General features: G+C 64.8%; 20 protein-coding genes. 11 read left to right on the forward strand and 9 right to left on the reverse strand.

Going from position 1 to position 18,803, the window contains the following annotated elements; translation table 11 throughout:
* The first annotated feature begins 86 nt into the window (after positions 1-86).
* Together A9995_RS09980 and arsC are read left to right on the forward strand one after the other, a co-directional pair.
* Positions 87-641 (forward strand): (2Fe-2S)-binding protein, encoded by a 555-nt coding sequence (locus tag A9995_RS09980; protein ID WP_067612654.1) that lies wholly within the window; start codon positions 87-89, stop codon positions 639-641.
* 73 nt (positions 642-714) lie between these two features.
* Positions 715-1,059, forward strand: coding sequence for an arsenate reductase (glutaredoxin) (gene arsC / locus A9995_RS09985; protein ID WP_067612307.1), 345 nt, complete (start codon positions 715-717; stop codon positions 1,057-1,059).
* Here arsC and A9995_RS09990 read toward each other — a convergent pair.
* Complete coding sequence (locus tag A9995_RS09990) at positions 1,056-2,435, reverse strand: MFS transporter (RefSeq protein ID WP_067612309.1); 1,380 nt, start codon at positions 2,433-2,435, stop codon at positions 1,056-1,058. The two genes, arsC and A9995_RS09990, sit on opposite strands and share 4 nt — an antisense overlap.
* 166 nt (positions 2,436-2,601) lie before the next feature.
* Between A9995_RS09990 and A9995_RS09995 the strand changes: the two genes are divergently transcribed.
* Positions 2,602-3,174, forward strand: a complete 573-nt coding sequence (locus tag A9995_RS09995) for a class I SAM-dependent methyltransferase (RefSeq protein WP_369815835.1) — start codon at positions 2,602-2,604, stop codon at positions 3,172-3,174.
* A gap of 3 nt (positions 3,175-3,177) precedes the next feature.
* Here the strand turns inward: A9995_RS09995 and A9995_RS10000 are convergent, their stop codons facing one another.
* The gene (locus tag A9995_RS10000) at positions 3,178-3,945 is read right to left on the reverse strand and encodes a glycerophosphoryl diester phosphodiesterase membrane domain-containing protein (RefSeq protein WP_168157379.1); all 768 of its coding nucleotides are present in this window, start codon (positions 3,943-3,945) and stop codon (positions 3,178-3,180) included.
* 134 nt (positions 3,946-4,079) lie between these two features.
* Between A9995_RS10000 and lipB the strand changes: the two genes are divergently transcribed.
* Both lipB and A9995_RS10010 read left to right on the forward strand, forming a co-directional pair.
* A complete protein-coding gene (gene lipB / locus A9995_RS10005) occupies positions 4,080-4,751 on the forward strand; it encodes a lipoyl(octanoyl) transferase LipB (RefSeq protein ID WP_067612315.1) in 672 nt (223 codons plus the stop codon).
* On the forward strand, positions 4,748-5,071 hold the full coding sequence (locus A9995_RS10010; protein ID WP_067612318.1) for a hypothetical protein: 324 nt from the start codon (positions 4,748-4,750) through the stop codon (positions 5,069-5,071). Before lipB ends, A9995_RS10010 begins: the two co-directional genes overlap by 4 nt.
* Positions 5,072-5,110: 39 nt before the next feature.
* Here the strand turns inward: A9995_RS10010 and A9995_RS10015 are convergent, their stop codons facing one another.
* Positions 5,111-6,202 carry an alkene reductase gene (locus tag A9995_RS10015; RefSeq protein ID WP_067612322.1) on the reverse strand — a complete coding sequence of 364 codons (1,092 nt, stop codon included), beginning with the start codon at positions 6,200-6,202 and terminating at the stop codon, positions 5,111-5,113.
* 54 nt (positions 6,203-6,256) lie between these two features.
* Here A9995_RS10015 and A9995_RS10020 point away from each other — a divergent pair, with 54 nt between their 5' ends.
* Positions 6,257-7,162, forward strand: coding sequence for a DMT family transporter (locus A9995_RS10020; RefSeq protein WP_067612324.1), 906 nt, complete (start codon positions 6,257-6,259; stop codon positions 7,160-7,162).
* Here A9995_RS10020 and A9995_RS10025 read toward each other — a convergent pair.
* Positions 7,159-8,478, reverse strand: coding sequence for a DUF2254 domain-containing protein (locus A9995_RS10025; protein ID WP_067612328.1), 1,320 nt, complete (start codon positions 8,476-8,478; stop codon positions 7,159-7,161). The genes A9995_RS10020 and A9995_RS10025 overlap by 4 nt on opposite strands.
* A gap of 103 nt (positions 8,479-8,581) precedes the next feature.
* On the reverse strand, positions 8,582-9,898 hold the full coding sequence (locus A9995_RS10030; RefSeq protein WP_168157380.1) for a DUF2254 family protein: 1,317 nt from the start codon (positions 9,896-9,898) through the stop codon (positions 8,582-8,584).
* A 177-nt stretch (positions 9,899-10,075) separates the two neighbouring features.
* Between A9995_RS10030 and A9995_RS10035 the strand changes: the two genes are divergently transcribed.
* The gene (locus A9995_RS10035; protein ID WP_067612333.1) at positions 10,076-10,942 is read left to right on the forward strand and encodes a bacteriorhodopsin; all 867 of its coding nucleotides are present in this window, start codon (positions 10,076-10,078) and stop codon (positions 10,940-10,942) included.
* Between the two features lie 122 nt (positions 10,943-11,064).
* Positions 11,065-11,766 (forward strand): Brp/Blh family beta-carotene 15,15'-dioxygenase, encoded by a 702-nt coding sequence (locus A9995_RS10040; protein ID WP_067612337.1) that lies wholly within the window; start codon positions 11,065-11,067, stop codon positions 11,764-11,766.
* Here A9995_RS10040 and nadA read toward each other — a convergent pair.
* Together nadA and A9995_RS10050 are read right to left on the reverse strand one after the other, a co-directional pair.
* Complete coding sequence (gene nadA, locus A9995_RS10045) at positions 11,763-12,749, reverse strand: quinolinate synthase NadA (protein WP_067612657.1); 987 nt, start codon at positions 12,747-12,749, stop codon at positions 11,763-11,765. The genes A9995_RS10040 and nadA overlap by 4 nt on opposite strands.
* A 97-nt stretch (positions 12,750-12,846) precedes the next feature.
* Positions 12,847-13,719, reverse strand: a complete 873-nt coding sequence (locus A9995_RS10050; protein ID WP_067612660.1) for an MBL fold metallo-hydrolase — start codon at positions 13,717-13,719, stop codon at positions 12,847-12,849.
* A 90-nt stretch (positions 13,720-13,809) separates the two neighbouring features.
* Here A9995_RS10050 and glpK point away from each other — a divergent pair, with 90 nt between their 5' ends.
* On the forward strand, positions 13,810-15,273 hold the full coding sequence (gene glpK, locus A9995_RS10055) for a glycerol kinase GlpK (RefSeq protein WP_067612339.1): 1,464 nt from the start codon (positions 13,810-13,812) through the stop codon (positions 15,271-15,273).
* 21 nt (positions 15,274-15,294) lie between these two features.
* On the opposite strand, the gene A9995_RS10060 is transcribed toward glpK, so the two are convergent.
* Together A9995_RS10060 and A9995_RS10065 are read right to left on the reverse strand one after the other, a co-directional pair.
* Entirely contained in the window at positions 15,295-15,768 is a 474-nt protein-coding gene (locus tag A9995_RS10060) for a DUF1465 family protein (RefSeq protein WP_067612343.1), read from the reverse strand.
* Between the two features lie 133 nt (positions 15,769-15,901).
* Positions 15,902-16,099, reverse strand: a complete 198-nt coding sequence (locus A9995_RS10065) for a YdcH family protein (RefSeq protein ID WP_067612349.1) — start codon at positions 16,097-16,099, stop codon at positions 15,902-15,904.
* A 179-nt stretch (positions 16,100-16,278) separates the two neighbouring features.
* Between A9995_RS10065 and A9995_RS16050 the strand changes: the two genes are divergently transcribed.
* Positions 16,279-16,434, forward strand: coding sequence for a YdcH family protein (locus A9995_RS16050; RefSeq protein WP_082992626.1), 156 nt, complete (start codon positions 16,279-16,281; stop codon positions 16,432-16,434).
* Between the two features lie 58 nt (positions 16,435-16,492).
* A complete protein-coding gene (ptsP, locus tag A9995_RS10070; RefSeq protein WP_067612356.1) occupies positions 16,493-18,763 on the forward strand; it encodes a phosphoenolpyruvate--protein phosphotransferase in 2,271 nt (756 codons plus the stop codon).
* The last annotated feature ends 40 nt before the right edge of the window (positions 18,764-18,803 follow it).

An 18,803-nucleotide genomic window follows, 5' to 3' on the forward strand; every position in this document is an offset into this window, starting at 1 on the left:
CGGGGGTGGCTTGGGAAGCGCGGCTTGCCGATTCGCAGGCCCCTGTGCGAAGGAGCGCGCTGAGCCAATTCGCAGGAGAACGCCGCTTGCCCCGCATGACCGTCAACGGAAGGCCGGTCGAATATCTGATGGAGCCGGATACGCCGCTGCTCTGGGCGCTGCGCGATGCCTCCAATCTGACGGGCACAAAATACGGCTGCGGGGTCGGCGATTGCGGGGCGTGCATAGTCCATGTCGATGGCGAGGCGCTGCGCAGTTGCCTGATCACCATCGCGGAGGCCGAGGGGCGGTTCGTCACCACCATTGAAGGGCTGTCACGCGACCGCTCGCACCCGGTGCAGCAGGCGCTGGTGGCCGAACAGGCGATCCAGTGCGGGTTCTGCACACCCGGTATCGCGATGGCGGCAAGTGCACTGCTCGAACGCAATTCCGCTCCCAGCGAGGCCGAGATCATTGCGGCGATCCCCAATCTGTGCCGGTGCGGGGTCTATCCCCGGCTGGTCCGTGCGATCGAACGCGCTGGGCGAGTGGCGCGCCGCGAGGAAACGATCAGCGCGGCGCCTGCGCCCGGCATCAGCGCCGACGACGCCGCGCGGCGGGTGCCGGCGATGACTCCCCCCGCCAGCGCGGACGCGAACTGAACCACGACGGTGTTTCCGTAGGCGGCGCTTTCGATTATTGGCGCCGGGCGCAACCCCAAAGAGGACCGAATCCATGAAGGCGACGATCTGGCACAATCCGAAATGCGGCACTTCGCGAAAAACGCTGGCGATTCTTGAAAACCTCTCGAGCATCGAGCTTACCGTGGTAGAATATCTCAAGGAACCGCCGAGCCGCGAGAAGCTCGAACAGCTTTACAAGGATGCCGGGATCGCACCGCAGGAAGGGCTGCGGCTGCGCGGGACCGATGCCGAGGAACGCGGCCTGCCCGATGCCGACGCCGCAACCGTGCTCGAAGCGATGGTCGCGGATCCGATCCTCATCAACCGTCCGCTGGTCGAGACCGGGAAGGGTGTGCGGCTGTGCCGCCCGCAGGATGCGGTGCTCGAAATCCTCTAGCTACGATCGCGGGTCAGTTTCTCGTCGGGCTGGAGCGTGCGTAGACCGATCACGAATACCAATAGACAGAGCAGCAGGATGAGGCCGAAGCCGAGCCAGTCGGAACGGTTGTAGAGAAACACGCCGAGCGCTGGAGCGTAGATGAAGCTCGCCCCCGCCACCGAGGCGGTGACCCCGCTGGCGCGGCCCTGTTCGGCGCGGCTGACCGCCAGCGAAGTGCCCGCGGTGGTCCCGGGGCGGAACAGCCCAAAGCCGAGCGAGGCGATCGCATAGCCGAGCGCAATGCTGTGCAGATCCTGCGCTGCACCGAGCAGGGCGGCACCCACACCGGCCACCGCGATACCCCACAGCGACGCCGCGCGCGGCCCCAGATGCAACCGCGGGATCAACCCCCACTGCGCCAGCAGCGTCGCGAGCGCGCCGGCCATCAGCACCAGTCCGACCGGACCGGTGCCCTCCGCCGGAGTATCGCGCAGGCCCAGCCGGTCGAGCACCAGAAATCCCGAGATGCCCAGGATCATGGCCTGCGCGTGGCCGCCGAGCAGGCCGACCATGACCCACGGGCGCAGCCGCGGGTCGCTCCAGCGCAGCTTGCCTTCGGGAAGGGTATCGTCCTCCGCGTCGGCCTGCTCCTTGGCATCCGCCCCGGTACCGTCGTGGCGGTGCCCGGCGGTAGAACCACCGGCATAGGGCGCATCATAGGCGTTGCCGCGGGCGGGGAATTGCGGCTCGTCATTGGGCAACCGCAAGCGCAGCGTGACGAGCGCCACCACGCCGATCAATGCGAAAATGATGAAGGGTCCGGTCAGACCCAGGAACGGCAGCACCATCAGCGGCGCCAGCGCGGGGCCGATCACCGTGCCGAGCCCGAAGCTCGAGGCAATCAGCGAGAGCGCCTGGGTGCGTTCGGAGCGCGGCGTGCGGCTGGCGACATAGGCCTGGACCGCGGGCGGGGCGGCGCTGCCGAACCCGCCATAGAGGCTGCGCGCCGCCGCGAATGCGATCAGTGCCCAGATGGCAGGCAGCGCATTGGTAAGCCCGAGCCACAGCGCCAGTCCGCAAAACCCCATCGACACGATGAAACCCGATAGACCCAGCGCCATCATCGCCTTGCGGCCACGTTGATCCGAACGGTCGGCCCAAATCGGCGCGCAAACCACCCACAGCAGCGCCGACCAGCTGTATGCGAGACTGATCCACACATCGCTGACGCCCAGTGCCGTGCCGATCGAGGGCATTACCGATTGCATCGCGGTGTTGCCCGCTGCGGTGACCAGCATCACCGTAAAGAGCAGCGCCATCCGCCCGCGCGGAATCGCCTGCGCGAGCGCGGGTGGAGGGGGCGCTACGGAGTGGGAGGGGTCGCTTTCGGCCATGGCGCTTCTGCGCTAGGCCCGCCCCCGATGGGTTGCAATGCCGCGTTGAAGCTGTAACCGGTCGTCGCTCCGTGGGTCACTGACCACAAACAAGGGTCGAATGGTGAACGATTTTCAAGGCTCAAGAGCGCTCCGCCGCGACGATCTCAAGGCGCGGACCGGGCGGTTGTTCGGCCAGTGGGGCGTGTTTTTCCGCGGTTTTCTCGAACATCCCAAGATGGTCGGTTCGATCATCCCCTCGTCGCGCTTCACTATCGAGAAGATGCTGGCGCCGGTCGAATGGGACAAATGCAAGCTGTTCGTCGAATACGGCCCGGGTGTCGGCACGTTCTGCCAGCCGGTGCTCGACAGGCTGCGGCGCGACGGGACGCTGATCGTGATCGACACCAATCCGCTCTATGTCGATTATCTGCAAAAGACGATTACCGACAGCCGCTTCCACGCGGTGCTGGGTTCTGCCGCCGAGGTCGAGGAGATTGTGACCGCGCATGGTTTCGATCAAGCCGATTACGTGCTGTCCGGTCTGCCGTTCTCGACCTTGCCCGATGGCGTCGCGCCGGCCATCGCCGAGGCCACGCACCGGGTGCTGCGACCGGGCGGAGCCTTCCTGGTCTATCAGTTCACCGCCCGCGCGCGCGACTACATGGCGCCCCATTTCCGCCGGATAGACAGCGGCTTCGAGTGGCTCAACGTGTTGCCGTGCAAACTGTTCTGGGGCTGGAAGAGCGACGAGCGCTAAGCGCTATTCCTCGCCGCCCGCGCGGGGAACTGTCGCGATCGCCTTGCCACCCAAGTGGTGATGGACAGAAGCCAGCACCGCGTAGGCCACGACCGAGAAGATCGCATTGATCAGCGCCCCGGAGATTGCCAGTCCGATAAGCTGCAACTCTTCCCCCAGCAGCGCCAGCGCCAGGCCGATCAGGAGATTGAGGACGGTCGAGGCCACCAGGAATGCAACGATCAACAGCAGGAAGAAAAAGAACAGCCGCAAGCTGTTGCCCTTGGTCAGTCCCCAAGAGCGAGTCAGCGCCTTCAGGGGATTGCGCGTCTGATCGATGGCGATGGCGGGCGAACTGAGAGAAAATTTGACCACGATGTAGATCACGACCGGGAGGCCGAGCAGCGTGAGCAGTCCGGTGATCGCTGCGGATCCGGTCGCCGCGCCAATACCCGAGGCCAGCACGATAGGCGCGAATATCGCCAGGGCGGCGACGATCTGCGCGCCGAGCTGGGTTGGCAGCAGCGAAACGCCGCGTCTGATGGCATCGCCCACGGTGGGGCGCGCATTGTCGCCAAGTACCGCAAGGCTGGCGAGGGCACCGACAGATTGAATCAGCGCCAACAGCAACAGCGCCCACCAGAATTCGGCATAGAATTCCATCACGATTGCCGCGATGGCATCCATGTCGCCTTCGTTCGCGGCGGATGCTTCGGCCATTCCGCTATCGGGAAGGAACAAGGAGAAGGCGAGATAGGGCAGGAAGAAGAACACTCCGGCCAGGACCAGCACGACTTCGCGATTGGTGCGGATCATCGCCATCGCTCCATCCCATGCGGCGCTGAGGTCCAATTTCATTCGCTTTGCTCCCCGGTGTGGTTCTTTCGCCCTTGATAAGCGCGCCGGCTCTCGCCACGCAATCTTTCATGACCGGCGCGTCCCCCGAAACAGTCGAAATTCGTCGCAGCGCGAACCGCATCCCCTATCGCGAGGCGCTGGCGACGATGGAAGCGCGCAACGAGGCAATCGGCCGGGAGGAAGCGCGGGAGCTGGTGTGGCTGCTCGAGCATCCGCCGGTCTACACCGCCGGGACCAGCGCGGTGGCGGGCGAACTGCTCGACCCGCGGTTCGAGGTGGTCGAGGCCGGGCGCGGCGGGCGCTACACCTATCATGGGCCGGGGCAGCGGATCGGATACGTCCTGCTCGATCTTAGGAGACGCGAGCGCGATGTCCGTCGCTTCGTCCAGGCGCTCGAAGGCTGGGTGATCGCCACGCTGGGCGATATCGGGGTCGAGGCCTGGCGCGCCGAGGGCCGTATCGGGATCTGGACGCGCGACATCGACGGTCGCGAAGCCAAGATCGGCGCGATCGGGGTGCGGGTGCGGCGCTGGGTGACGATGCACGGCTTTTCGGTCAATCTCGATCCCGACCTCGCGCATTTCACCGGCATCGTGCCCTGCGGTATCGAGGAATTCGGCGTCACCAGCTTGGCAAAGCTTGGCAAACCGCTTGCGCCCGAGAGCTGGGATGAGGCATTGCTGGCGCGTCTCGACGATTTCCTCGCCGCGCTGAACGGAAAGATGAGCGCCCTGCCATGACCAATCGCCTGCCTGTCTTCTTGCTCCCGCTCGCCCTCGTGGCTGGCTGCGGAGAGGAGCCCGTCGCGGAACCGACCGACAATGACGGCCGTACCGCCGCTGGAGAGGTGATCGGCGGGACGATCAGCGATGCGATGCTGCCGCTGGATACAGTGCGCTCGCAGGGGCCATCCATGGCAGAAGAGAGCGAGACGGGCTCGGCAGAGCCTGCAGGCAGTGCAGCCACGCCTGCAACGGAAGTTCAAGCCGATCAGGCCGCGCCCGCCTCGACCACCGATGAGCCAGAACCCGAAGGCGAAGCGGACGACGACGCCGCCTGACGCATCAGGCGACGCCTTCGTCCCGCTCAATACCGGGGTTTATTCGCCCAGTTTCGGGTAGTCGATATAACCTTCCGGACCGCTGCTGTACCAGCTGGCGGGCACATCGACATTGGGCGCGATCTCGGCGCCGGTGCGGATCCGCTCGGGCAGATCGGGGTTGGCGATGAACCAGCGGCCCCAGGCCACCGCATCGCAGCGGTTCGCGTCGATATCGGCGACCGCTTCCTCGGCGGTGTAATCCGAATTGAGCACCAGCGGCCCGGTGTAGATCTTGCGGATCAGCGGGCTCTGCTTGGGCACATCGGTCTGGCCGAAAGTACCTTCGGGGCCCGGTTCGCGCAGTTCGAGGAAGCCCAGCTTGAGCTCCTCGATCACCCGCGCCGCCGCGCCGAAGGTCGCCGCCGGGTCGCTGTCGTCGCACCCTTGCGTTTCGCCATTGGGCGACAAGCGGACCGAGACGCGGTCGGCGCCCCAGACATCGATCAGCGCCTCGAGCACTTCGCGCAGGAACCGGACCCGGTTCTCGGGCGAACCGCCGTATTCGTCCTCGCGAAGATTGGTTCCGTCGCGCAGGAACTGGTCGACCAGATAGCCGTTCGCGCCGTGCAATTGCACCCCGTCGAACCCGGCCTTCTTGGCGTTCTCGGCGGCGTGGCGATAATCGCCAACCACGCGGGCGATTTCGTCGAGCCCGAGTGCGCGTGCCGATTCGTGATCCTTGCGGCCCTCGAAGGTATGGGCGTGGCCCGGGGCCGTGGTCGCACTTGCCGATACGGGTGGCTCGCCGCCGAGGAACACCGGATGGACCAGTCGGCCCATGTGCCACATCTGCAGGACGATCTTGCCGCCTTCCTCGTGAACGGCCTTGGTGACCTGCTTCCAGCCCTCGACCTGCTCGTCGCTCCAGATACCGGGCGCTGCGGGCCAGCCGAGGCCTTCGACGCTGATCCCGGTTGCTTCGGTAATGATCAGCCCGGCGTCGGCGCGCTGGCGGTAATAGGTGACCATCATCTCGTTCGGGACCGAGCCGGGCTGGGTCGAACGACCGCGCGTGAGCGGCGCCATGATGACGCGGTTCTTCGCCTCGATCGCACCCAGAGACAAAGGTTCGAAAAGCTTTTCGTGCATAAACGGGTATCCAATTTTGCTGGTGTGTTGTGGCATGCGAGCTAGGGAGCGGCCATGAATGTGACAAGCGCGGCTCCAGCAAAGAAAGCCTATCAGGCCAGTGCCTGGCACTTCGTGGCGCTGCTGGGAGGCAATGCCGCGCTGGCGTTCGGCCCCTGGTTCGTCCGGGTCGCCGACACCGGGCCGGTCAGCGCCGGTTTCTGGCGGCTGGCGCTGCCGATCCCGCTGATCGCGTTTCTAGCCTGGCGCGAACGCAGCGGCGCACCGATCGACCGGCGGCTGCTGTGGCTGGCGGCGATAGCGGGGGTGTTCTTCGCGGTCGATCTGGCGAGCTGGCACATCGGGATCGAGATGACGCGGCTGGGCAATGCGGTGCTGTTCGGCAATTCGGGCAGCGTGATCCTGATGCTCTGGGGGCTGGTCGCGCTGCGCCGCAAGCCGTTGCCGCGCGAGGGGCTGGCGGTGCTGGCCGCGCTGTCGGGTGCGGCGATACTGCTGGGCCGCAGTCTGGAAATCTCGCCCACGAGCGTGATCGGCGATCTGTTCTGCCTGTTCGCAGGGCTGTGCTACGCCTTCTATCTGCTCCCTGCGCAACGCGCCCGGGCGACGCTCGGCGCCTGGACGGTGCTGCTGCTGGTGTGCTGCGTTGCTGCGCCGATCATGCTGGCGATGGCCTTCGCCATGGGCGAGCCGATCCTGCCAGGGGCGGCGGGCTGGAGTCCGGTGGTTGGGCTGGCTGTGTCGAGCCAGCTGATCGGGCAGGGCCTGCTGGTGTTCGCGTTGCGCCATTTTCCGCCGCTGGTGATCGGGATGGCGCTGCTGACCCAGCCCGCGATTGCCGCGAGCGTCGGATGGGTGGCTTTCGGAGAACTGCTGACCGTGATGGATATGGCTGGAATGGCGTTGCTGGCCGGGGCGCTGGCGCTCGCCCGTTCTGCTCCGCCGCCAAAGCTCGCCTAGCGTTCGATCCTTTGAAGGAAGAGCTGGTAGCGCGCTTCCACGGCATCGAGCTCCGGTCCGAGAAGATGTTCGCGCGCCTGGCGCGCCAGTTGATCGCCCTCCTGGCGGATTGCGGCGCGCCGACTTTCATCATCGACCAGGCTGGCGGCGTCGACCAGCGCGTCAAAGGTCACTTGCGTCGCGATCCGATTGGTGGCGATGCCGCCGCGAACTGCGCCAAAGCCGCGCGCGAGATAGTGTTCGAAATCGTCCTCGAGCAGGACAAGATGCGGTTCCTCGCCTTCCTTCGCATAGGTGCGAGTGAGATTGCGGTATCCGAGTTCGGCGGTGGCGGCGCCGAGCCAGTGAATTGCGGTCACCGCAGTGAAGGGATCGTTGATTCCGGGCGATAGCGCGCGCAGCGCGATCTCCACCAACTCGTCGATCAGAAACTGCATATCCTGGCTTGGGGTGCGCATGCTGCCGAGCGTGAAGCAGTCGCGCACTTCGTCGTCTGGACGATCCTCGCCCACATCCATGTCCGCCCAATAGGCGATCGTGACGCCGGGATGGACGAAATCGCCTGTCCGCACCGCCAGTTTGAGCTTTCCTTCCTCGCGCTGGGCGATCCGCTCCAGCCGCGCAAAATCTATCGCCTGGACATAGCCGGTGCCCTTCGCAACGAGGTGCGAACCTTCCGGCGACGATCCTGCGCGCTCGCCGGTGTTCTGGTCGGGAAAGCGTTTGGCAATGTCCTTGAGCAGCCGGGCTCCGATGCCCCTCAGCACCGAATTCACCCGTATCGAGGCCGGAATGTGGTTGAGGAAATAGACCAGCACCGCCACCGAAAGGCCCATTAGTGCGAAGGCCATCAGCAGCGACAATTGCGGCACATATCCGGGCGCAGTCGCGGTCGCCGCAAGCAACAGGCCGACCTGGGCCTCATCCTCGGCACGCACTGTACGGAGCACGGTGATCGCATAGACGAAAGTGCCGATAAAGGTCGCGAGGCTGAACTGGTTCCCACGGTCCTCCATGAAATTGGTCAGCAGCCGCGGGCCGTAATTGCCGCTAGCATAGGCGACTGCCGCGATCGTGATCGAGAACACGGTCGAAGCGACCCCGATCATCGCACCCGCGATGACGGTGAGGATATTGCTCGCGCCCTCGGGCCGGGCCGGTTGCAGCCCGGCGATCTCATCGAGAAATTCCGAATATCCGTTCTGGTCGAGCCAGAGAGTGCCCACGGCGAGCGCTAAGGCAGAGATCGCGAAAAGCGCAGAAAGAAACCAGTAGCTGGCGTTGATGCTCTGCCAGATCACGCGAAGCCGGGTCATGGAGCGGTTCCTTCCGGAGTTCGAGCCGCGAGCGAAGATTGAGCCAGCAGGAACAAGTAGCCGACGCTAGGAAACTTGCAAATTGTTGGGAGAGCCCCGGTCATTAAGATGGCGTCCGACCGGCGGTACGCATCTGCCGGAACTCATCGAAAGCCGTCAGTATATGCTCGCGATCAGCGTCGTGTTGCGCGCGTGCTGCGGCATGTTCGGACAGCGATTTCGCTTCGTCGTAGAGAAAGTTGATCAAGCCCTTCCGGTGCACTTGCACCGCGTTGGCGAACGGGATGTCGCAAATCCTGCGATAATTGCGGATCATATGGATCGCAACAGAGGGATAATCGGCCGCCGCCTGCCTGAACGCGGCCAATGGACCCTGGAACAGGCCTCGGAAGTCCTGCCCGGGCAGTTCCAACGTCCCCGATTGCCCAATGACTGGCATCGCGCCGTCATCGACCCAGGTTTCGCGATGGCCGACAATGACCTCGGTCAATGCATCCGCCACCGCCAGCGCGGTGTAGAAATCGTTTACCGCAGGAGACAGCGCCCGAGCAGCGATTTCCACGAGCAACCGTATCTGGAACACCGCGCCCTGGCTGTTGCTGCGAAAAGATCCGATCGGAATGTCACCGAGGATATCATCGGAGGTCGCAAGCTCGTGCTCGAGGGCGATCAGCGTCTCACCATTGAGAACGTGCTGGCCCGGAGCGACGCAGATGCGGATCGCTCCGGGATGGGCGGCCAGTCGCCGCTCGAGCTTATCCAGTTCCATGCCTTCGACATAACCATCGCGTGGAGCGGCAACCCGATACGCAAGCTTGCCGGTGAAGGGCGCTGCCCCTTCCAGCTTGAAGCGCGGACGCGCCGCATCGCGGGCAAGCTCGTCGATCGCACTATCGACAAACATGGTACGCCCAAGATCATGGAGCGCCACCGCGAGCATCGCGGTGTTGATCAGCAGGAAGCCAATGCACGCAGCGACTGCCGTGAGCGGCGTGTCGGCCAGCGCGGCCTCGGAATCGACGGACGCCAGGGTGAGCACCGTGAAGATCAGCGTGAAGGAAAGGCCGCCGATCGACACGCGAACCAGACGCTTGCCCAGCCAGCGGTCGATCAACCGCACACCAAGATTGCCCGCTGCAATCGTGAGGACGATTAGGGAGATCGAGAAATACAGGGTTATGTAGGCAGCATCGATCCCTGCGATGATCCCGACAACTTCCTTCGCCGCGTCAGCGGTCTCAACCGGAGCGAGGTCGCGATCGAGCAGCCAGGCGGTCAGCCCGTTGCGATCGAGATGGAGAACGGCTGCTAACGCAATCGGCGCCGAGATCACCGCGCACAGCGCCAGGAACCAGTAATTGGCGACGACACGGTGGAGTATCCATCCCGGCAGTCCGGTAACCGGGTTACCTGTCTTCAACGTTATTCCCCCCGCTTGAACGCTAGGCGCACACCCACGCACAGGAACCTAACCGCACACCAGCGATTTGGTTGCTATGTGCCATATGCCGAGGCGAGGTGCCGAGGCGAGGCGCCCAGGCGAAGTCTGCCGAACCCATAGGGCCCGAAGATCAACCCCCATGTGAAGGGTAGGGACTTGGTTACACCTGAACTTGCGAGCCAGCTCGGCAGCATCGAGAATCTTGTCGCACTCACCGTGGGGCAACACACTGCCGGCTCGCTGATCCTGATGGTCAGCTACGGTGCCCATTTTGCATTCATTCTATTTTTCCTGGCGATCGCTTGGCAATTGGCGCCGCGTTATCGCGTCATACCAATCATGTCGGCAGTGGTCATGGCTTCGGCAGGCCTAAGTATGATGCGTGAATTCAGCCTGTGGCAGGAAAGCTATGCGCTGGTCGGCAACCTTTATCAGCCGCTCGCCGAAAACTCGAGCTTCACCAACGCCTTCCGCTACGGCAATTGGACGATTACAGTACCGATCCTGTTGACGCAGCTGGCGATAGCTTTCGGCCTTCCGCGGCCCGAACTGCACAAACGGGCAATCCGAATGATCATCCCGGCCGTACTTATGATCTGGACCGGGCTTTATGGCCAGTTCGGGGAAACCGGTGATTGGGCCAGACTCAACATTTGGGGTGTGATTTCGAGCGTGTTCTTCGTTTGGCTGATCGTCGAGGTCCGCGGCGTTATTTCTCGCGGAGTGCAAACCAGCCCCACCCAATTGCAGGCTTGGCCCAAGAACATCTGGTGGTTCTTCCTCGCAACATGGGGCCTCTACCCGATCGCCTATGCTCTTCCTCAGCTCGGCTTTACCGGTGATGTGGTGGTTGTTCGCCAGCTGCTCTTTTCGGTTGCCGATATCTCGTCGAAGCTGGTCTATGGTATCATTCTCAGCCGGTACGTTCTGCGCCGCAGTGCGCTTGAAGGATATGTGCCTGCTGCCGAAGCCCTTGAGACTTCGCCCTTGGGATCGAGCGTGGCATCGCAGCGCGGCGACTGACCGGTTTGCGACCAGCCCGTATTTTGAATAACAAAGGGCCCTGGCACGATGCCGGGGCCCTTTTGTCGTGGATTGCGGTCGCAATTGCGTGTGTCGCGCAGCTTGCGGGCCAGGAATGGGCCGTGGGTGCCGGCCTTGTTTTCTTTCTTCTCGGTCTTGCCCACGGCGCGGGGGACGAGAATGAAGGTGCCATCGCTCGCATAACCCCGATCCACGCCGGCGCCTACATTCTGACCGGCGCGGCCGTGGCAGGCCTGTTTCTGTTTGCGCCGTTCGCCGGGCTGGCGTTGTTCCTGACCTTGTCGGCATGGCACTTCGCTCGCAGCGACTGCGCTTTTTCGCCCATCACTCGTTACGCGATTGCCGGGCTGGCGGTGGGTGGGAGCGCATTGTTCCGCCCCGAAACGACGGCGGACGTGTTCGCGGTAATTACCGGGACGGATGTACCAATTAACGTTGTCCGGGTGCTGGCGCTCCTCGGCCTGACCGGGGTGGGCTGCGCGCTCTATGCGCTGATGCGGGGCCTGCGCGGGTTCGGTCATGCAGTGATCGCGCTTGCCAGCGTCGCGCTGTTTCATCCGGTGCTTGCGGTCGGCCTTGTATTCCTGATCGCGCACGCCGTGCCGGTTCAGCAGCGACAGATGGTGAATTACGGCCGCAGGGCGGTCTGGCAAGCGGTGGCGTTGCCAAGCGCGGTCGCTGCTGCCGGTGCGATCACCATGGCGCTGCTTGTCGCAACCGGCCAACTGGGCATGTCCTTTGCGATCGCGCTCGGCTTTGGGATGGCCACGCCACACATGTTGACGGAGCGATTGGAGCGCTAGATCTTGCCGAGATCGCCATGACCAATCGTCCCGCTTGCCAGTTCGAGCATCCGGTCGAGGCTGCGCTTGGCCTGCAGCCGCAGGCCTTCCTCGATCTCGATCCGCGGTTCCAGATCCCGCAGGCAGGTGTAGAGCTTCTCGAGCGTGTTGAGCGCCATGTAGGGGCAGATGTTGCAGCTGCAATTGCCATCCGCGCCGGGTGCGCCGATGAAATTCTTGTTCGGCAGCGCTTTTTCCATCTGGTGGATGATGTGCGGCTCGGTGGCAACGATCAGCGTGTCGCCTTCGAAGGTCTCGGCAAATTGCAGGATGCCGCTGGTCGAACCGACGTAATCGGCGTGATCGACGATGGTGGGCGGACATTCGGGATGCGCCGCGATCGGGGCTCCGGGATATTGCTGCTTGAGCTTGAGCAGCTCGGTCTCGCTGAAGGCCTCGTGGACGATGCAGACCCCGGGCCACAGCAGCATTTCGCGGTCGAACTTGCGGCTGAGATAGCCCCCCAGATGGCGGTCGGGGCCGAAGATGATCTTCTGGTCTTTGGGGATCTGCTGGAGGATGGTCTCGGCGCTCGAGCTGGTGACGATCACGTCCGACAGCGCCTTCACCTCGGTCGAACAGTTGATGTAGGTCAGCGCGATGTGGTCGGGATGCGCCTCGCGGAAGGCCTTGAACTTCTCGGGCGGACAACTGTCCTCGAGGCTGCAGCCGGCATCCATATCGGGCAGCACCACGATCTTCTGCGGGCTCAGGATCTTGGCGGTGTCGGCCATGAATTTGACGCCGCAGAACGCGATCACATCGGCATCGGTTTCCGCCGCCATCTGGCTCAGCTGGAGCGAATCGCCGACGAAATCGGCGAGGTCCTGGATCTGCGGGCTCTGGTAGTAATGCGCGAGGATCACCGCGTTGCGCTCCTTGCGCAGGCGATCGATCTCGGCGAGCAAGTCGGTGCCAGTGGGCGGGGTGGTCTGGGCAGTCATCATGGGCCCCCTTCGGGTCGTGGATTTTGGTTCAAGAATATGAAACTCGCGCCGGTCGCGGTTTAGGCTGCGCGGTGATCGGGAGCAGCGCCCGCTTTCAACCGGTCTGCCATATGTCCTCCGAACGGGCGACGAGGCCGCGGCGTTCCAGATCGATGAGATGCGCGGTGACCGAAAGCGCTGCCGCCTTGGTCAACCGGGGATCGAGCCCCTTGTACATCTGCGGGACCAAGTCGCCGATCTGCTGCCGCTCTTCGCCGAGCAGCCGCAGGATCTGGTTCTCGCGCTGGCGGCGGTGGCCGATCATCGAGCGCACCAGCTGGCGCGGGTTGGTCACCGGCGGGCCGTGCGCGGGGTAGAGCACCCGGTCGTCGCGCTCGTGGAGCAATTGCAGGCTGTTCATATAGTCGCCCATATCGCCATCGGGCGGGACGACGACACTGGTTGACCAGCCCATCACGTGATCGCCGCTGAATAGCGCGCCGCTTTCGTCGAGCGCGAAGCACAGATGGTTGGAGACATGGCCCGGGGTGGCGACCGCTGTCAGCGTCCAGCCCGGACCGGTCATTGCCTCTCCGTCCGCCAGCACGCGGTCGGGTTCGTAATCGGCATCGAAGCCCTCGTCGGCACGCGGGCCCGCGGTGTCGAAGGCGACCGGAGCACAGCCGACAATGGGCGCGCCGGTGCGCCGCGCCAGCGGGCGCGAGGCTGGCGAATGGTCGCGATGCGTGTGCGTACACATGATCGCGCAGACATGCTCGCCGCCGATCGCCGCCTCGAGCGCGGCGAGATGTTCGGGCTCGTCGGGCCCCGGATCGATCACCGCGCAGCCATCTCCCTGCCCGACGATATAGGTCTGGGTGCCGGTGTAGGTGAAGGGCGAGGGGTTGGGGGCGAGCACGCGGCGCACCAGCGGCTCGATCTGTTCGGCCTGGCCGGTGGGCCAGGGTTTGGGCGGTGCCTTTGCCATGATCCGCATATGGGGACCCGGGCCGCGTTAGTCGAGCTTGCTATATGCCGCCTCGACTTCGCGCGGGTGCTCGGGATAAGGCTGCCCGCCATGGGAGAGACAATTCTGGTCCTCGACGAGGGCACCACATCCACGCGCGCGATGGTGTTCGCACCCGACGGCACGATGCAACGCGTCGTCCAGGCCGAGATCACGCAGCATTATCCGCGCCCCGGCTGGGTCGAGCACGATGCAGCCGAGATCTGGGAAAAGACGCTGGCTTGCGCGCGCGAGGCGATCGGCGAGGATGCCGCCGCCATCGCCGCGATCGGGATCACCAATCAGCGCGAGACCGTGGTCGCATGGGATAAAACCACCGGCGAGCCGCTGACGCGGGCCATCGTGTGGCAGGACCGGCGCACCAGTGCGTTCTGCGCCGCGCTGAAGGACGCCGGCCACGAGGCCGAGATCCAGAAACGCACCGGGCTGCTGCTCGACCCCTATTTCTCCGGCACCAAGATGCGCTGGCTGCTCGACAATGACGAGGCGGTGCGCAGCGCGGCCAAGGCGGGGACGTTGGCCTTCGGTACGGTCGAGAGCTGGCTGGTGTTCAAGCTGACCGGCGGAGCGCATCTCAGCGATGCGAGCAATGCCAGCCGTACCCAGCTGCTGGCGCTCGACGGCGCGCAATTCGATCCGGGCCTGTGCGATCTGATGGGCGTGCCGCTGGCGGCGCTGCCGCAGGTCACCGACACCCATGGCGAGCTGGCTGCCTGCGACGCAAGCTGGTTTGGGCGCGCCATCCCGATCTGCGGGCTGGTCGGCGACCAGCAATCCGCGACCATCGGGCAGGGCTGCCTGTCGTTCGGCGAGACCAAGGCGACCTATGGCACCGGCGCCTTCGTGCTGACCAACAAAGGGGCAGACATCCCGCGTTCGGAACATCGCCTGCTCGGCACCGTGCTCAACCAGCGCGACGGCAAGCGGACCTATGCGCTCGAAGGCTCGGTCTTCGTCGCCGGGAGCCTGGTCAAATGGCTGCGCGACACGCTCGGGCTGATCGAGAGCTCGGCGCAGACCGAGGAGCTGGCGCGCTCGGTCGCGGACAGCGGCGAGGTGGTGATCGTGCCCGCGCTTTCGGGGCTGGGGGCGCCGCACTGGCAGCCCGAGGCGCGCGGGGTTATCGCCGGGCTCAGCTTCGCCAGCGGCAGGGCGCAGATCGCACGCGCCGCGCTCGAGGCGATGGCGCACCAGACCCACGATCTGGCAGAAGCCTTCGCCGCCGATGGCGCGCCCTGGACGGCGCTGCGGATCGACGGAGGGATGAGCGCCAACGACTGGATGGCGCAGGATCTGGCCGACATGCTCGATATCGCGGTGGAGCGGCCCGATTTCGTCGAGACGACTGCCTTGGGCGCGGCGCTGTGCGCGGCGGTGGGGGCTGGGCTCTACGCCACGCTCGAAGAGGCGGCCAAGGCCATGCGGGGCCCCGCGCAGAGTTTCGCGCCGAGTTCGACCGAGGCTGTCCGGCAGGAGCGGTTGGCCCGGTGGCGCAAGGCGCTCACCGCCGCCTGAACCTGCCTCGACTGCGAGCGCCTACCCGGCGAGGGTTTGAGGCGCGAAAGCTTCGGCGATCCGGCTGTGCATGGCATCGACGGCACCGAGCCTCGCCGCCTGCGTTTGCGGCCAGTCGCGGTCGAGCCGCTCGACCCGTGCGTGGAGCCGCTCGCTCTCGCGCACCAGCTGGCGCGTTTCGGGCAGGAGCTTGTCCATCATTCCGGGCATCGACGGGCGCTCGGCTGGCAGGCGCCCGTGGCGGCGCAACTGATGTTCGTTGAGTTCACCCGCAAGATAGGCGCGCTGATTGAGCACCCAGGCAAGGACGTGCATCAGCCGCGTGGTGGTGCGCAGGCCCTCGATCGACAGCGCGACCCGCTCTTCGTTGCGACCGCCGTCGGGGGCCATCTCGCCGCGCATGTCGAAGGCGCCCCGTGCCTCGTCGGCCAGCAGCAGGGCCTCGGAATAGAGCTCTTCGATAATGGTGCGGCGGGCGGTGGTCGTTGCGATCATGGTGACGAGGGCTAGCCACGGCTGCGGATGCGCTCCAGCGCCATGAACGGGCTGTCCCAATTCCGTACTATGGCACTCAGACTGCCGCGCTAAGACTCGGGTCCCGTACTGCTGACCCAAGGTTGAGTGCTGTTCAGGCGATGATGTCGGGCAGCAGATTGTCCTCGAGATCGGCGATCTGGTCGCGAATCCGCAATTTGCGTTTCTTGAGCCGGGCGATTTGCAGCTGGTCGGGCGATCCGGCCTGGGTCAACGCATGGATCGCCGCATCGAGATCCCGATGCTCGCTACGCACCACCTCCAGCCGTTTTCTCAGCTCCTGTTCGGTCACGCATCCACCCTGGCTGATGCGGCGAATCCACTCGCCGCGATTACAATCCGTCCGAGCGCTAAAGCAATTCTGCCCCTTCGCAAACGCGGGTGAATATGTTTCATTGCTGTGACGCGGTTCGCCCGCGCTGGCGAGTCGCTCTTTCGGGGACAGTACACCCCCTATAAGGAGACGAACCTATGCAATCACCTCATGTCGAAGCGCTCCGTACCAGGCACGCCGGGCTCGAGGCCCGCTTGCGCAAGGAACAATCCCGCCCCGCGCCCGACGATGCGGAGATTCAGCAGATCAAACGGCAAAAGCTTCAGATCAAGGAAGAAATCTCCCGCTTCTGAGCCGATGCAGGCGCTGCGGCGGCTTTGCACCGTGCTCGGTCTGCGATAGACCGGCGCGATGAAAGCCGCCGCTAGCGCCCGCCTGATCCTCACCCGCCTTCACGAGGTGATGGCCTCGCGCCTGCACGCGCAGGCTAAACTCGACCAGGTGGTCGAGATTATCGGCGAGAGCCTGACCAGCGAGGTCTGCTCGATCTACCTGCTGCGCGAAGGCGCGCTCGAACTGTTCGCGACCCGCGGGCTCAATCCCGATGCGGTCCATGTAACCCGGCTGGGTCTGGGCGAAGGACTGATCGGCACGATCGCCAAGAACATCGAGACGCTCAATCTGGCCGAGGCCAAGGCGCATCCCGAGTTTCTCTACCATCCCGAAACCGGCGAGGAAAAATTCCACTCCTTCGCCGGGGTACCGATCGTCTATCGCGAGCGCGCGGTGGGGGCGCTGAGCGTCCAGCACGTCGAACCGCGCCGCTACGAGGATGTCGAGATCGAAGCGCTGCAGACGACGGCGATGATCCTGTCCGAGCTGATTGCGCACAAGGAACTGGTCGATCTGGAGCACCCGCTCGATCTCGCCGAATTGCCCAGCGGGCCCGAGATGATCGACGGTCTGGCATTGGTCAAAGGCCTTTCCGAGGGGGTGGCGGTGTTCCACCAGCCGCGGGTCGAGATCGATCAGGTGGTGGCCGAGGATACCGAAGCCGAACGCCAGCGGGTCTATCGCGCCTTCGACAAGATGCGCGACCAGATCGACGCGATGGGCAAGGAGCCAGAATTCGGCAAGGGCGGCGAGCATGACGATGTGCTCGAGACCTACAAGATGTTCGCCTATGACGAGGGCTGGAGCCGACGGATCAACGAGGCCATCGATTCCGGCCTGACCGCCGAGGCGGCGATCGAGCGCGTTCAGCAGCGCACGAGGATGCGGATGCGCGAGATCGACGATCCGCTGCTCGCGGACCGGATGCACGATCTCGAAGACCTTTCCAACCGGCTGCTGCGGATCGTTTCGGGTCAGCTGGGCACCGCGGCGCGGCAGGGCCTGCGGCGCGATTCGATCCTGGTGGCACGCAATCTCGGTCCGGCGGAACTGCTTGAATACGATCGCCGTCGGTTGAAGGGTGTGGTGCTCGAGGAAGGTTCGCTGACCGCGCATATGGTGATCGTCGCGCGCGCGATGGACATTCCCGTGCTCGGCCGCGCCAAGGGGGTGCTGCGCCGCGTCAACGAGGGCGACGAGGTGCTGCTCGATGCCGACAAGGGCTGCATCACGCTGCGGCCGAGCCCGCCGATGCGCGAAGCCTTCGACGCGCGCTTCGCCAAGAAGCGCGAGCGCCAGGCCGCCTATGCCGAGTTGCGCGATGTCGAACCGTTCACCCGCTGCGGCACGCGCATCAACGTGATGATGAACGCCGGTCTGCGCGACGACATGAGCTCGCTGGCGATGACCGGGGCCGATGGGGTCGGGCTGTTCCGCACCGAGTTCCAGTTCTTGGTTTCCTCCACCCTGCCGCAGCGCGATCGCCAGACCCGGCTCTATCGCGATGTGCTCGACGCGGCGGGCGACAAGCCGGTGATCTTCCGAACGATCGATATCGGCGGCGACAAGGCGGTGCCCTATATCGACGCGTCGATGGGCGAGCGCGAGGAGAACCCGGCGATGGGCTGGCGTGCGCTGCGACTGTCGCTCGAACGCGGCGGGCTGCTCAAGGCGCAGGCGCGTTCGCTGCTAGAGGCCGCTTCGGGGCGAACGCTCAATGTGATGTTCCCGATGGTCAGCGAGCCGTGGGAGTTCGACGCGGCCAAGGAAGTGTTCGACGAACAGCTCGCCTGGCTGAAGGATCGCCGCAAGCGGTTGCCCGAGGAGATCCGCTATGGCGCCATGCTCGAGGTGCCCGCGCTGGCCGAGGTTCTCGACCTGATGCTGCCGAAGCTTTCGTTCCTTTCGGTCGGGACCAACGACCTCACCCAGTTCCTGTTCGCCGCCGATCGCGCCAATCCCAAGCTGGCCGAACGCTACGACTGGATGAGCCCGTCGATCCTGCGGTTTCTCCAGCGTATCGCCAAGGGCGTGGTCGGCCATCCGGTCGACCTCAGCGTCTGCGGCGAGATGGGCGGACGAAGGCTGGAAGCGCTCGCGCTGCTGGGTATCGGCTACCGCCGGCTTTCGATTACCCCGGCTTCGGTCGGTCCGATCAAGGAACTGGTCCGTAAGATCGATCTGGATGAACTGAGTGGCGTGATGCAGGGCTGGCTGGCATCGCCGCCCCCGGACATGCGGGTGGCGCTGCAGGACTGGGCCGCCGAGCGTGAGATCGAAACCGACTGAGTTTGAACGTTTTTCCGGACCGCTTCAACGTTTGCGATGG

The organism is Erythrobacter sp. QSSC1-22B (genome assembly GCF_001678665.1).
GTDB lineage: Bacteria > Pseudomonadota > Alphaproteobacteria > Sphingomonadales > Sphingomonadaceae > Qipengyuania.

Excerpts from the sequence above, each read along its gene's own strand:
- arsC (WP_067612307.1), top strand. The coding sequence starts at position 715 with ATGAAGGCGACGATCTGGCACAATCCGAAATGCGGCACTTCGCGAAAA.
- A9995_RS09990 (WP_067612309.1), bottom strand. The coding sequence starts at position 2,435 with ATGGCCGAAAGCGACCCCTCCCACTCCGTAGCGCCCCCTCCACCCGCG.
- lipB (WP_067612315.1), top strand. The coding sequence starts at position 4,080 with ATGACCGGCGCGTCCCCCGAAACAGTCGAAATTCGTCGCAGCGCGAAC.
- A9995_RS10010 (WP_067612318.1), top strand. The coding sequence starts at position 4,748 with ATGACCAATCGCCTGCCTGTCTTCTTGCTCCCGCTCGCCCTCGTGGCT.
- A9995_RS10015 (WP_067612322.1), bottom strand. The coding sequence starts at position 6,202 with ATGCACGAAAAGCTTTTCGAACCTTTGTCTCTGGGTGCGATCGAGGCG.
- A9995_RS10020 (WP_067612324.1), top strand. The coding sequence starts at position 6,257 with ATGAATGTGACAAGCGCGGCTCCAGCAAAGAAAGCCTATCAGGCCAGT.
- A9995_RS10025 (WP_067612328.1), bottom strand. The coding sequence starts at position 8,478 with ATGACCCGGCTTCGCGTGATCTGGCAGAGCATCAACGCCAGCTACTGG.
- nadA (WP_067612657.1), bottom strand. The coding sequence starts at position 12,749 with ATGACTGCCCAGACCACCCCGCCCACTGGCACCGACTTGCTCGCCGAG.
- A9995_RS10050 (WP_067612660.1), bottom strand. The coding sequence starts at position 13,719 with ATGGCAAAGGCACCGCCCAAACCCTGGCCCACCGGCCAGGCCGAACAG.
- glpK (WP_067612339.1), top strand. The coding sequence starts at position 13,810 with ATGGGAGAGACAATTCTGGTCCTCGACGAGGGCACCACATCCACGCGC.
- A9995_RS10060 (WP_067612343.1), bottom strand. The coding sequence starts at position 15,768 with ATGATCGCAACGACCACCGCCCGCCGCACCATTATCGAAGAGCTCTAT.
- A9995_RS16050 (WP_082992626.1), top strand. The coding sequence starts at position 16,279 with ATGCAATCACCTCATGTCGAAGCGCTCCGTACCAGGCACGCCGGGCTC.
- ptsP (WP_067612356.1), top strand. The coding sequence starts at position 16,493 with ATGAAAGCCGCCGCTAGCGCCCGCCTGATCCTCACCCGCCTTCACGAG.